General features: G+C 60.0%; 10 protein-coding genes. 2 read left to right on the top strand and 8 right to left on the bottom strand.

Annotated features, from left to right (window positions below; translation table 11 throughout):
* Window positions 1-102 precede the first annotated feature (102 nt).
* On the bottom strand, window positions 103-384 hold the full coding sequence (locus CMG77_RS15650) for a hypothetical protein (protein ID WP_024460422.1): 282 nt from the start codon (window positions 382-384) through the stop codon (window positions 103-105).
* A 27-nt stretch (window positions 385-411) separates the two neighbouring features.
* The gene (rapA, locus tag CMG77_RS15645) at window positions 412-3,336 is read right to left on the bottom strand and encodes an RNA polymerase-associated protein RapA (protein WP_286905144.1); all 2,925 of its coding nucleotides are present in this window, start codon (window positions 3,334-3,336) and stop codon (window positions 412-414) included.
* Window positions 3,337-3,521: 185 nt separating this feature from the next.
* On the opposite strand from rapA, the gene CMG77_RS15640 reads away from it, so the two are divergent.
* The gene (locus tag CMG77_RS15640) at window positions 3,522-4,418 is read left to right on the top strand and encodes a D-hexose-6-phosphate mutarotase (protein ID WP_286905142.1); all 897 of its coding nucleotides are present in this window, start codon (window positions 3,522-3,524) and stop codon (window positions 4,416-4,418) included.
* 125 nt (window positions 4,419-4,543) lie between these two features.
* Here CMG77_RS15640 and CMG77_RS15635 read toward each other — a convergent pair whose 3' ends face one another.
* The 6 genes from CMG77_RS15635 to CMG77_RS15610 form a co-directional block, all read right to left on the bottom strand.
* Window positions 4,544-5,527, bottom strand: coding sequence for a malate dehydrogenase (locus CMG77_RS15635; protein WP_286905140.1), 984 nt, complete (start codon window positions 5,525-5,527; stop codon window positions 4,544-4,546).
* A 217-nt stretch (window positions 5,528-5,744) separates the two neighbouring features.
* Entirely contained in the window at window positions 5,745-6,899 is a 1,155-nt protein-coding gene (gene lapB / locus CMG77_RS15630; RefSeq protein WP_502691985.1) for a lipopolysaccharide assembly protein LapB, read from the bottom strand.
* 35 nt (window positions 6,900-6,934) lie between these two features.
* The gene (locus CMG77_RS15625; protein ID WP_123637566.1) at window positions 6,935-7,234 is read right to left on the bottom strand and encodes a lipopolysaccharide assembly protein LapA domain-containing protein; all 300 of its coding nucleotides are present in this window, start codon (window positions 7,232-7,234) and stop codon (window positions 6,935-6,937) included.
* Between the two features lie 27 nt (window positions 7,235-7,261).
* Window positions 7,262-7,552 carry an integration host factor subunit beta gene (ihfB, locus tag CMG77_RS15620; RefSeq protein ID WP_024460428.1) on the bottom strand — a complete coding sequence of 97 codons (291 nt, stop codon included), beginning with the start codon at window positions 7,550-7,552 and terminating at the stop codon, window positions 7,262-7,264.
* A 158-nt stretch (window positions 7,553-7,710) separates the two neighbouring features.
* Window positions 7,711-9,612, bottom strand: a complete 1,902-nt coding sequence (gene htpG / locus CMG77_RS15615) for a molecular chaperone HtpG (protein ID WP_123637567.1) — start codon at window positions 9,610-9,612, stop codon at window positions 7,711-7,713.
* 629 nt (window positions 9,613-10,241) lie between these two features.
* On the bottom strand, window positions 10,242-12,587 hold the full coding sequence (locus CMG77_RS15610) for a glycoside hydrolase family 3 protein (RefSeq protein ID WP_502691984.1): 2,346 nt from the start codon (window positions 12,585-12,587) through the stop codon (window positions 10,242-10,244).
* A gap of 293 nt (window positions 12,588-12,880) precedes the next feature.
* On the opposite strand from CMG77_RS15610, the gene CMG77_RS15605 reads away from it, so the two are divergent.
* A complete protein-coding gene (locus CMG77_RS15605; protein WP_286905135.1) occupies window positions 12,881-13,300 on the top strand; it encodes a secondary thiamine-phosphate synthase enzyme YjbQ in 420 nt (139 codons plus the stop codon).
* Window positions 13,301-13,354: the final 54 nt, after the last annotated feature.

Raw genomic sequence — 13,354 nt, 5'->3', positions numbered from 1 at the left:
TGAACCCATCCCTGGGGGCTTCTCGTCGGCATCCATGCCTCCGAGAGTCTCCAACCGGTTTATACCGTGGCCGCCTCAGTGCCAGATTATTGTATCGGTGTCCTACTCATCAAACATCTGAATCATGTAGCCGCCTTTGATGGCGGCCTGCATCGCTTTGTCAGCTTCCACGACGCGGGGGTCTTTGCGCAGGGTGTCGGCGACGTATTTGCGGTTTTCAATTTCGATCTCGGTGAAGCCCGCGCGCATCAGGTAGATTTTGCACAGTTGTTCCGCACCGAATAAATCCACGTAGTCGATGTAGACGATAAACGGCTTTTTGTCGCCGGCTTTGATGTCGTCGCGATCCGCACGTGCGGTGCCATTGGCGGAAAATATATACATTCAGAATCCTCTGGGACGGCCGGGCCGTCATACCGTCATGATGACACGCACTGCGTCCATTCGCAGTTGCNCACGATTCAAATACTGCTCGGAATCCGNNAGCTGTTTTTCAAGCGTTTCGATTTCCTGGTGGCGAACGTTCGGGTTCACTTCGGCCAATGCCCTCAGGCGCTCAAGCTCTGCGGACAGCGCTTGGGTNACTCGTGTGCGTGCGTCGTCGATCAGGGCCTGTTGNTTGGGTGCAACCANGGCTTCNGCCTGGTCCATCATTTCCGCCAGTTGTGGGCGGGCGTGGCGGACGAGGTCCTGGGCGCTGGGGCGTGGGACTTTTTGCAGGAGGCTGTCGAGCTTGCCCGCTGCGAGTGCGCCGCTGAGGTCTTTGCCTTTTGGATCGAGCAGAACCCGCAGGACCGATTCGGGCAGGTAGCGGTCCAGTTGCAGTGCGCGCGGCGCCGGGCAGTGCAGNACGAACAGGGCTTCCAGCANCAGGGTGCCGGGNTTCAGGGGCGGCAGCTTGATGGTGGCCAGGGCGGTGTTGCCGAATTCGCTGTGGGCAATCATTTCCTGGGCGCCATGTACCATTGGGTGCTCCCAGGTCAGGTAGTGCATGTCTTCCCGGGACAGGGCGAGGTCGCGATCAAAGGTCACGGTCATGCCCTCTTCCACCAGACCGGGGAAGTGGGAGACGCGCATCTGTTCGCTCGGGTGCACCACCCAGCTCTGNTCNCCGTGCTCGTCCTGATCAATCCCGAAAGCGTCGAACACCCGCTCCAGGTAGGCCGGCAGNGTTTCATCGGAGTCCTGTTGTTCCAGCGCCTCGACCAGAGGTGCGGCTTTTTCCGGCTGNCAGGAGTTCAGCTCCAACAGGCGATCCCGTCCGGCCTGCAATTGCGCCCGCAGGGCTTCNGCCCGCTCGCGGGTGTCGTCCAGCAGNGNATCNAATGCGGTGTCGTCTACATCGGTGAGCGAGGCGAGCAGTCGCGCTTCAAACTCATCGTACAGTGTCCGGCCAATGGCACAGGTGTGCTCGAAGGCNTCCAGGCCACGGTGATACCAATACAGCAGGTGTTCCTGGGCGGTATCCGCGTAGTGCGGCGTATGGATATTGACCTGTCCCTGTTGGCCGATGCGGTCCAGGCGACCGATGCGTTGCTCCAGCAGGTCCGGGTTCAGAGGCAGGTCAAACAGCACCAGGTCCTGGGCGAACTGGAAGTTGCGCCCCTCACTGCCGATCTCCGAACAGATCAATACCTGAGCGCCGGCTTCCTGATCAGCAAAATAGGCGGCGGCCCGGTCGCGCTCCAGCAGACTCAGGTGCTCATGAAAAACGGCCGAGGCGATGCCTTTGCGCAAGCGCAAATAGAGTTCCAGTGCCTGGGCGCTATCGGCACTGGCGCAGATGACCAGTACCTTGTTACCGCGTTGGCTTTTGAGGAAATCACTCAGCCAGTCGACCCGTGGGTCCACCAGCCACCAGTCGGCCCCCCGGTGTTCAAACCAGAAATTTTCCGGTCGCAGTTGTTCATCCAATGGCCGCTCGCTCAGGGCCATCAGGTCGTCATCATCCAGGTCCAGGGGATGGTTGTGCAGCTTGCGCTCCGGGAAGCCGGATACGGACGCACGGGTATTGCGAAACAGTACCCGGCCGGTGCCGTGACGATCCAGCAGGGCGTGAATTGCCTGCCCCACGGCTTCACCCGGCTGATCCTTGGCCTGGGTCTTGAGGCGCTTGAGTTCCGCCTCCGACAGATAGTCGGTCAGGGCGCCATCCAATGCGTTTACCACATCGCTTGAGCTCCCGTCGCGGGCGGCCAACAAACCCTGTACCCGCTGATTGAGCGCTTCGTAGCCATCGTGCTCGGCGAGAAAGGCGTTCAGGTCATGGTAGCGATCCGGATCCAGCAGGCGCAGACGGGCAAAGTGGCTTTCCACACCCAACTGCTCCGGTGTCGCGGTCAGCAGCAACAGACCGTCCGAGACTTTCGACAGCCCCTCAATGCAGCGATAGGAGGCGCTGGGCTCGCCATCGTGCCACTGCAGGTGATGAGCCTCATCCACCAAGAGCAGATCCCAGCCGGCTTCCACCGCCTGCTGGTAGCGCTGCTCACTGCCGCTCAGAAACTCCAGGGAACAGAGAATCAGCTGTTCGCTTTCAAACGGATTGTCCTCGGCCTCGGCAATAACGATTTCCTCGTCATCGGGCAACAGGGACGGATCGATATCGTCCAGTCCGGCCATGCCCTGGCAGCGCGCTTCATCCAGTAGCGTAAAGCTCAGGTTGAAGCGTCGCAGCATTTCCACCAGCCACTGATGCTGCAGACTTTCGGGCACCACTACCAGCGCGCGACGGACCCGCCCGGTCATCAGCTGCTGATGCAGAATGAGGCCCGCTTCGATGGTTTTACCCAGGCCAACCTCATCCGCCAAGAGCACACGAGGCGCCTGACGTCGCCCCACTTCGCTGGCACTGTATAACTGGTGTGGCAGCGGTTGAATGCGCGGACCACTCAGGCCATAAACCGCGCTCTGCCGGTGGCGGTGCAGGGTGTCCAGGGTCTGGTGGCGCAGGCTGAAGTGGGTGTACTTGTCGATCTGGCCGGAAAACAGGCGCTCGCGCGGCGTGCTGAATTGGACAAAGCTGTCCAGTTCAAACTCCGGGATCAGGTGCTCGTCCCCTTCCTCGGTATAACCTTTGTAGGCCAGCAACAGCCCCTGCTCCATGACTTCGGCGATGGTGATGGTGGTGCCGTCCTGGTGGCTGATCACCTCGTCCACCTGATAACGGACCCGACTGACCGGCGCACTGCGCAGCGCGTAAGTCCGACGCTGACCGGCGGCCGGGAACCCCAGGGTGACCTGTCGCTCGTCGGTTTCCAGGACAATGCCCAGACCCAGTTCCGCTTCGGTGTCGCTTACCCACCGCTGACCAATGACAAATTGCTGTTGACTCACGCCGGCCTCTTTCTTTCGCTGATTTCAGGGTGCGCATGATACTGGCTGCGTGGCCGAAAGCCAAAGGGTGAGCGGGCGGCGGAGCAAAATAGCCGGTGTTGCCGCCGGCAACATGGTCTGTTTTCCCCCATTTGGCGTAAAATAGGACGGTTTTTCTTCACAACGTCCGTCGACGAGGAGTCACTATGCCCGCATTGGCCGATCTGGTGCGCCCCTACGCGGGGATCACTTTGACCGACAGCAAAACCCTGTTTCCCGACGCCCAGGGCACGGGACTGCCCCTGATTCGCATTGACACCGACCTGTGTCAGGCCGTGGTCGCCCCCCAGGGCGCCCAGTTGCTGTCCTTCACCAAGGCCGACGGCACACCCCTGCTCTGGCTGAGCCCGCAGTGCCAGTTCGAGCCGGGCAAGGCGCTGCGCGGTGGGGTNCCGGTCTGTCTGCCCTGGTTTGGCCCCCACCCTGACGACAATAAACCCCAGCACGGGTTTGCCCGCACCTCCGACTGGGCGCTCACGCAGGTGGCCCAGGCCGATAACGGTCGCTGNGAACTCTGGTTTGAACTNGAACACNCCGGCGATGANCGNTTNNNGCAACCCTTTACNGCNGCCCTGCGNATGGTATTGGGTCAGACCATTGAGCTGGAACTGNGCCTGACCAATCACGACTCCCACGCNGCGGATTTNACCTGGGCGCTGCACAGCTATCTGCCGGTGCAGACACTGNNCGANGNTCGGGTNCCGGTGCTTGCCGGNCGGGANTATCTGGACAACCTGCAGAACCACGCCCGCCTGANGCAANGNGGCCCCCTGACNTTCACCGGGGAGGTNGACNGNGTGNTCCCCGACGTGGAATCCGAGGNGACTCTGGAGCCAACACCGCNCCTGCGGCTGAGCCATGAAAATTGTCCCAGCCTGGTCACNTGGAATCCCGGCGCCGAAAAAGCGGCGGCCATGGACGATATGGGAGAAGGCAACGAACAGGGGTTTGTGTGTCTGGAACGGGGGGCGGTACTGGATGAGGGATGGACATTGGCACCCGGCGAAACCCGCCGAGGGAANGTGACGATCAGTGCGCTGTAGTTTTCAGTCGAGAGGTGAGGTGTCGGATTACGCGCTGNGCGCTAATCCGACCNACGGNCCGACCATATTCAGTAGGTCGGATTAGGCCCGAAGGGCCGTAATCCGACACCACTTCAGGAGCCGCCTTATGCCGGCAGCAGATCCTTCACCGCNTCACGCTCTTCCTGCAGNTCTTTNTCGGTGGCCTGCATCTTCTCGCGGGAGAAATCATTGATCTCCACNCCCTGAACNATTTCCCAGTCGCCGTTTTTGCANACGCAGGGGAAAGAGTAAATCAGGCCCTTGTCGATGCCGTAGCTGCCATCGCTGTACACGCCCATGCTGACCCAGTCNCCTTCAGCACTGCCCAGNGCCCAGTCGCGCATATGGAAAATNGCCGCATTGGCCGCNGATGCCGCGGANGAGGCNCCACGGGCATCAATGATNGCCGCACCGCGCTTCTGNACCACCGGAATGAAGTCACTCTCGTACCAGGACTGGTCAACCAGTTCCATGGCGTTGGTGCCGGCCACTTTGGTCTGGTGAATGTCCGGATACTGAGTCGAGGAGTGATTGCCCCAGATGGTCANGTGGGTGATATCGTTGATGGTTTTGCCGGTTTTCTGGGCCAGTTGAGTCAGGGCACGGTTGTGGTCCAGNCGGGTCATGGCGGTGAACTGACGCGGATCCAGATCCGGGGCGTTGCGNTGGGCGATCAGGGCGTTGGTGTTGGCGGGGTTNCCGACCACCANCACTTTTACGTCGCGGGAGGCGTGGTCATTCAGCGCCTTACCCTGAACAGAGAAAATCTTGGCGTTGGCTTCCAGCAGGTCCTTACGCTCCATACCGGGACCACGGGGACGGGCACCTACGAGCAGCGCGTAATCGGTGTCTTTGAAAGCCACCGCCGGGTCGTCGGTGCAGGTCATGCCTGCCAGCAGCGGAAAGGCACAGTCGTCCAGCTCCATGGCTACGCCTTCGAGGGCCTTGAGCGCCGGAGTGATTTCCAGCAGTTGCAGAATGACCGGCTGATCTTTGCCCAGCATTTCGCCAGCGGCGATGCGGAACAGAAGTGAGTAGCTGATTTGACCGGCGGCGCCGGTGACAGTAACGCGTACAGGTGCTTTCACAATGTGTCTCCGTTTTGGGTATAAATTCAGTGGCTTCCCCGGCGCCCGTAACCANTAAGGGGGCGGCTTCATCCGGCGGAAGTAGTGGCTGTCTTGTTGTGGGAGGTTGAACCGACGCAGCCTGACGGCCGGACATTATAGGGGATTGGGAGAAAATTTCACCCGTTTGGCGCCTATTAACTCCTGCGATGGAGGGAACACTACCGCCGAACCGGTACTACTCCCCTTCCACCCCGGTAATAGGTGTGATGCTGCCCCAGGTCTTGCAGCTGGGACACAGCCAGTGCAGCTGGTTGCCNGTGAATCCACATTTGCGGCAGTGGTGGCTGGGCTTGGCTTCCAACACCTGATCCACCAGTTGCTTGAGCAGTTGCAGGTTGTCTCGCGCCCTGCCCTCGGAGTGCAGCAGATACAGCTCGACCAGCCGGTTCAACAGCTTGATGGTGGGCCGCTGACGCAGATGCTCGGCGATAAAATCCGCCGCCGCGTAATCATCCCGTGCCCAGCGCACCTGCTCGGCCAGTTTGATCACCAGGGAGCTGCTCGGATATTGGGCCAGCAGCTCTTCCAGATAACGCTGCAGCCCTTTACTGTCACCCAGGCGCTCGTAGCAGGCACATACCAGCTCCAGACTCTCCACCACCAGCTCAGGGTCCTGGTGGGGAATGCGCTGCAGAATTTTCAGCGCTTCGCGTTCATTACCCTGGCCGTGTTCCAACTGGCCCCAGAGCAGGCTGGCGCGCACCGACTGGCGATCAAAGCCCAGCGCTTTCTGCAACTGGCGGCGCGCGGTGAGCAGATCGTTCCGTTCCATGGCGTCTTCCGCCAGCTCACAACAAAAGTGCGCCCGCGCTATGGCCCGCTCGCCGGTGTTTCGGCCAAAGCGACGCTGGCCGATCTGATTGGCGGCCTCAATGGCTTTTTCCCAGTCTTTTTCGTCCTGGTAGATTTCAATCAGGTGGGTGAGCGCTTCGGATTTATATTGGCTGTTTACATCCACCAACTCGTGGAGCAAGCCTTCCGCACGATCCAACAGCCCCGCCCGGATAAAGTCGCGGGCCAGTTCCAGCTGGGCTTCATGGAGTTGCGGAGTGGTCAGACTGGGGCGAGCCAACAGGTTCTGGTGAATGCGGGTGGCTTTGGCAATTTCGCCCTTGCGACGCAGAAGATTGCCCAGGGCCAGGTGGGTTTCGAGGGTATCAGAGTTGACCTCCAGGGACTCGATAAAGGCATCCACGGCGCTGTCGGCCTGTTCATTCAGCAGGTAACTGAGCCCCTTGAAATACTTGGGGCCATAGTGCTGGTTCTCCTGCTGCAGGCGACGACCACGCTGCCGCCAGCCGAGCACAAAGCCCGCCGCAATCGCCACCATGATCAGGCCAAACAAGCCGATATCGACCATGGGCATCAATCCCGGATGGGTTGCAGGCGAAGTTGCTTGAGCTCTTTCTCGCACCGGGCGAGTTGACGTTCACGGGCGCGCAACTGACGGCGCAACCGCAGCACTGTCGGCAGACTGACCGCCATGCCCAACAGGGTACCCAACGCGGTGAAGATCAACAGCCAGACGCCCAGAGACAGGCTGGGAAGCCCCAATCCCATAAGAGTGACCGGTACCGCCTGAGCGTTTTCCAGCGCGAACCAGACGCCCAGCAGAAACGCGAGCACCAACAGGGCGACTTTAATCCAACGCAGAAGTGGTTTCATGGTGCGATAACCTTGGGATAGGGTGCGTCAGTGGTGCAGGCTTTCGTTAACACGATCGCGCATCTCCTTACCCGGCTTGAAGTGAGGGACATACTTGCCTTCGAGTTCAACCGTTTCGCCGGTTTTCGGGTTGCGGCCCATACGGGGAGCCCGGTAGTGCAGAGAGAAGCTTCCAAAGCCGCGTATTTCGATCCGCTCGCCGGATGAGAGTACGTCGGCCATGTGGTCGAGAATGAGCTTAACCGCTAACTCAATGTCTTTGACCGGCAGTTGGTCCTGTTGCTCGGCAATGTACTCGATCAGTTCCGATTTGGTCATGGCATTTGCCCTGTTATTGGAGAAGAGGGTGCCCGCCGTTTACGTCGCTGGGCACCCCGTGCTGGCCTTGCACTTATTTTTGTCCAATTTCAACAACTTAGGCTAGCTTATACCGGACCAGAGGTACAAGCAAGGGGGCGGATTTTTGGGGAATGCCTTCAGTGGCTCAGCTCCAACAGCAGCTTGTTCAGCCGCTGCACGTAAGCCGCCGGGTCTTCCAACTGGGTGCCCTCGGCCAGGTTGGCCTGATCGAACAGCACTTTGGCCAGATCGGCAAAGCGGTCTTCATCGGGCTCCTGATCCAGTTTCTGTACCAGCGGATGGTCCGGATTGAGCTCGAAACTGGGCTTGGACTCGGGCACTTTCTGTCCGGCCTGCTCCAGAATACGGCGCATCTGGGCGCCCATTTCATGCTCGGCCACCACCACACAGGCGGGCGACTCGGTCAGGCGATGGGTAATGCGCACCTCGGCCACGTCGTTCTCCAGGGCCTTCTTGACCCGTTCCAGCAGCGGCTTGAGTTCTTCGGCCTGCTTCTCCTGAGCCTGCTTTTCGTCCTCGGAGTCCAGCTTGCCCAGATCCAGCTCGCCCTTGCCCGCGTCCTGGAATGACTTGCCGTCGTATTCCATCAGGTGGCTCATCAACCACTCGTCCACCCGATCGAACATCAGCAGCACCTCGATGCCCTTCTTGCGGAACACTTCCAGATGCGGGCTGTTCTTGGCGGTGTTGAAGTTCTCCGCCGCAATGTAATAGATCTTGTCCTGGCCTTCCTGCATCCGGCTGATGTAATCGTCCAGGGACTGATCCTGCTCTGGCTTGTCAGTGTGGGTGCTGGCGAAGCGCAGCAGCTTGGCGATTTTCTCGCGGTTGGCGAAATCCTCCGCCGGCCCCTCTTTCAGCACCTGACCAAACTCGGTCCAGAACTTCGCGTACTGCTCCGGCTCGTTCTTGGCCATTTTGGTCAGCATATCCAGCACCCGCTTGGTCAGCGCGGTGCGCATGGTGTCGATGTTCGGGTCTTTCTGCAGGATTTCCCGCGAGACGTTCAGGGACAGATCGTTGGAATCCACTACCCCTTTGATAAAGCGCAGATACAGCGGCAGAAACTGCTCGGCGTCATCCATGATGAAAGTGCGCTGTACGTAAAGCTTCAGGCCGCGAGCGCCGTCCCGGTTGTACAGATCAAACGGGGCATGCTCCGGCACGTACAATAGGCTGGTGTAGTCCAGCTTGCCTTCCACCCGGTTGTGGCTCCAGGTCAGCGGATCGGCATAATCGTGGCTGACATGCTTGTAAAACTCTTTGTACTCTTCATCGCTGATATCGGAACGAGAGCGGGTCCAGAGCGCGGTCGCGGTGTTGACCACTTCGTCCTCGGGCGCCTTATCCTTGTCCTCTTCCGAGGTCTGCAGCTTCTGCATCAGCACCGGAATATCGATGTGGTCGGAGTACTTTTTGATGATCGAGCGCAGGCGCCAGTCATCGGCAAACTCGTCGGCATCGCTGCGCAGATGTAACTCAATCGAAGTACCACGGTCAGCCTTCTCGACGGTTTCGACACTGAATTCGGCCTCACCGGCACTTTCCCAGCGCACCGCTTCGCTGGCCGGAAAGCCGGCCTTGCGGGTGGTCACCACAACCTTGTCGGCGACGATAAAGGCGGAGTAAAAACCCACCCCGAATTGACCAATCAGTTTGGAGTCTTTCTTCTGGTCACCGGTCAGGTTTTTAAGAAACTGGGCGGTACCGGACTTGGCGATGGTGCCCAGATGCTCGATGACCTCGTCCCGGGACATGCCGATGCCGTTGTCGCTGATGGTGAGCGTCCTGGCTTCTTTGTCGACGCTGACACGCACTTTGAGGTCACTGTCGCCTTCGTAGAGGCTGTCATTTTCCAGGGCTTCGAAGCGCAGTTTGTCCGCCGCATCGGAGGCGTTGGAGATGAGCTCGCGCAGGAAGATCTCGCGGTTGGAGTAGAGCGAGTGGATCATCAGGTGCAGCAGTTGTTTGGCTTCGGTCTGGAATCCAAGCGTTTCTTTATGGGCGTCCACGGTCATGGGTGCGTAGCTCCTGTCATACAATTGGCATTGAACACGACTCCCAACCATCACTGGTCGGGGTTTGAATTCTGTGGGTGGGTAATGGGGGCTTTCGGGGGAATATCAAGGGTTGGGGCTTGTACCTTGAGGCGGATTGTTACTCCGGCCAGAGGGCTGCGGGAGGGTAGGTAGTTGCGAGACACGCCGTGAACCCATCCCTGGGGGCTCATCACCCGCCGTCCAGGCGGGTGACGGTCTCGCAACTACCTACCCTCCCTCCGCGGCGGCAGATTCACGTTCCGGGAATTAGCGCCTTTGCACCAAGCATTCTCTAAAATCGTAGGGTGGATAAGGGGGTGCCCCCCGTCATCCACCTTTGGTAAAGTCGTCAGCCTCGTTATTGGTGGATGACGCACTTCGTGCTTATCCACCCTACGCGCCCCTTAAGGCAAGTATTACCGCTGGTGCTAGTTCCCGAAACTTTGAATCTGGCANAGNGCTGNGGGAGGGTATACCGCTCCGAGACCGTCNCCCGCCTGGACGGCGGGTGATGAGCCTACATGGATGTATTTACGGCGTGTCTCGGAGCGGTATACCCTCCCGCAGCCTTTTGATCGAAGTACCAAAGACCAACCGTCCCTGTAAAACTACCCCTTCTCAACACGCACACCCGAGAAAGTTAGCTCCAGCTCGCCTTCGGTCGCGAGGCTGAAGGGCTCGAGGACGCGGGTGAAGAACTCTTCCGGGGGGAGGACCAGGCCGAAATCCGANCCGACGTCGGGGAAGCGNTCCAGGGCGATGGACAGCGTCNGCCAGCCCTGCCCNGCCANAGCGCGCAGCTCNTCAGTGANATCCACCTNNGACAGNGCCGANGGGCCACAGCCNACGCGCCACTGCACCGGTGCNGTNGGNGCGCGATCCACCTTCACGTCCACCACCANNGCNCCGTTGGCCTTCCAGTAATCCGTCAGCACCTGACGATCCCGGGTNGCCAGNGCCATNGCGCCGAANCCACCGCCACTCCAGATCACCTGCCGGGCATCCTCCTGCACCTCACGGTCTACCGCANTCACCGTTACCGTGGACACNTGCACCTGGTTNCCCTTCATCACCGCCTTGTCGTTCACCTGGCCCTCGACTTCCACCTGCCAGGCGTCCAGCGGGCGCATCTTGAACAGCNTCCAGACATCNTCGGTAGCGGGNAGTTGCAGGCCCTCCTCNGACAGATCGTCGCCCAGCGGATCGTNCTGNCCNTACGCCAGGCNGTAGCCNNAGGGAAACAGCGGCGCGTAGCCNGGCTCNCCCATATTCAGGGGGCACTGATCCGGGCGGTCGGGCCAGGAGAAACTCAGCTTNCCCTTGATNGGATGACGCACCTGANCCTCGGTGTCGGTAAANAACACGTCGGCAACGCCNCCNCCTTCGGTGCCCGGCTGCCAGATGACCACAAATGCATCGGAGGCGTTCAGCTCGCGGTTCACCCACAGCGGACGACCAGTAATAAACAGGGATACCACCGGAATGCCCCGGGCCTTGAGGGACTTGAGCAGTTCCCAGTCTCGTGTGTCGCGGGGCTTGTATTGGACATTCTGCACGTCGCCCTGCATTTCGGCGTAGGGGTCCTCCCCGAACAGGACGATGGCCACATCCACGGACTCNTCGCACTGACCGNCCGGNCTGACGAACACCTCGCCACCGGCATCACGAATGGTGGCCTCAATGCCGGCGCTGACGGTGGTGGCGCCCGGAAAGTCCCGAGCGTCCGTTCCGGTGCCCTGCCAGGTGACCGACCAGCCGCCCACCTGCTTGCTGATATTGTCGATNCCGTCGCCCGCCAAAAGCACCCGCTGTTTTGGGTTGAGCGGAAGCANCTGATCGCGGTTTTTCAATAGCACCAGGGATTCACGCACCGCCTGACGGGCCACGTCCCGATGTTCTGGGGCACCAATGAGTGACTGACGACCNGCAAGGGTCCGGCTTGAGGGACGATCCCGCTCAAACAGACCCGCGCGCAACTTCACCCGCAGAATCCGACGCACCGCATCATCGATTCGGGATTGCGCAATGGTGCCGTCGCGCACTTGCGCCACNGTGTTGTGGAACAGGGTTTTCCACTCGGGGTGTGGCACCATGAAAATATCGAGCCCGGCATTGATCGCCTGAGGACAGTTCAGCACATCGGCGCCGGGGATGAAGGCGTGACCATTCCAGTCCCCCACCACCAGGCCATCAAAGCCCATCTGTTCTTTCAGGACACGGGTCAGCAGGTGATGGTGACCGTGGAGCGGCTCACCGTGCCAGCTATTGAATGACGCCATCACGGCCTGCACGCCGGACTCGATCGCACTGAAATAGCCCGCACCGTGAATGTCCCGCAAGCGCTCCTCGGAATCGACATTGTCACCCCGATCGATGCCGTTNACCGTNCCACCGTCACCGATAAAGTGTTTGGCGGTAGCAATGACATGCTGCTCATCCAGGCAAGCCTCGCCCTGCCCCTGAAGCCCCCGCACCATCTCACCGGCATAGGCACGCACCAGCTCCGGGTCTTCCGCCCAGGATTCATAGGTCCGCCCCCAGCGATCATCTCTGGCCACGGCAACGGTGGGCGAAAAATCCCAGTCCAGACCGGTTGCGACAATCTCCCGAGCGGTNGCCTCGCCAATGCGGCGAATCAGTTCGGGATTGTGGGCGGCGCCGAGCGCAATATTGTGTGGAAACAGGGTGGCCCCCACCAGGTTGCCCACCCCGTGCACCGCATCGGTTCCCCACATGATGGGAATGGGCAGGCGTCCATCCCGGTCATCCATAGAGGCTTCCCAAAACTGATCGGCCAGGGCGACCCAGTCACTCGCCTGAGCGTACCGGTCATTGTTGGGCACACTGCCGCCGCCGTTGAGCACGGAACCCAGGTGGAAGTCCCGGATATCGTCCGGGGTTACCTGTTTGATCTCCGGTTGAATCATNTGACCCACNTTCTGNTCGAGGGTCATTCGATGCAATAGCGCGTCGATACGCTGCTCAATGGCATCATCCTTGGANANGGCGCTTTTNAGGCGCGGCCAGGTCACTTGGCGGGAAGCGTTGAACATGACGACAGGGGCTCCGATTATTAAATGGTTTTACGGACTATAAGGTGGGGCATTCTAGCACAGTCGCCAATCCCATAAAGTCGGGGCTGCAAATTCAACAACACCGNGTTACCCTTTGTGTCTGCANGACGTCGAGTGCGCCATTTCTGGCGCCGACGTCCTCCACGCGACCGACCGATACAGGCAGATTACCTATGTGGCAACAGACTGAATTTCGCCTGCCCCCCAAAAGCCGGGGCTTCCACCTGGTCACCCAGGAAGTGCTCAGAGCGCTGCCCCCGCTGGACCACCTTCGCTGCGGCCTGCTGCACCTGTTTATTCAGCACACCTCCGCATCACTGACCATCAACGAAAACGCCGACCCGACCGTACGCGGCGACCTGGAGCGACACTTCAATCANTTTGTCCCCGAGCGGGCCCCCTACTACGAGCATGACTACGAAGGCGACGACGACATGCCCGCCCACATCAAATGCACCACCATTGGTGCCAGCCTGACCATTCCGATTACCGACGGGCGTCTGAACCTGGGAACCTGGCAGGGAATTTACCTGTGCGAGCATCGCAATCNCGCCGGTAGCCGCACCCTGGTCGCCACCGTTCAGGGAGAGTAAGTGCCATACTTGATGAATATCAATTTGCCCCAACCATTTAGGCGCTAAGGTTTG

The sequence above is a fragment of the Marinimicrobium sp. genome, assembly GCF_002695945.1.
Taxonomy (GTDB): Bacteria; Pseudomonadota; Gammaproteobacteria; order Pseudomonadales; family Cellvibrionaceae; genus Marinimicrobium; species Marinimicrobium koreense.
Note: the sequence above shows the minus strand (reverse complement) of the source record. Positions and strands in the feature narration are given on the sequence as shown.

Excerpts from the sequence above, each read along its gene's own strand:
- CMG77_RS15650 (WP_024460422.1), bottom strand. The coding sequence starts at position 384 with ATGTATATATTTTCCGCCAATGGCACCGCACGTGCGGATCGCGACGAC.
- CMG77_RS15625 (WP_123637566.1), bottom strand. The coding sequence starts at position 7,234 with ATGAAACCACTTCTGCGTTGGATTAAAGTCGCCCTGTTGGTGCTCGCG.
- ihfB (WP_024460428.1), bottom strand. The coding sequence starts at position 7,552 with ATGACCAAATCGGAACTGATCGAGTACATTGCCGAGCAACAGGACCAA.
- htpG (WP_123637567.1), bottom strand. The coding sequence starts at position 9,612 with ATGACCGTGGACGCCCATAAAGAAACGCTTGGATTCCAGACCGAAGCC.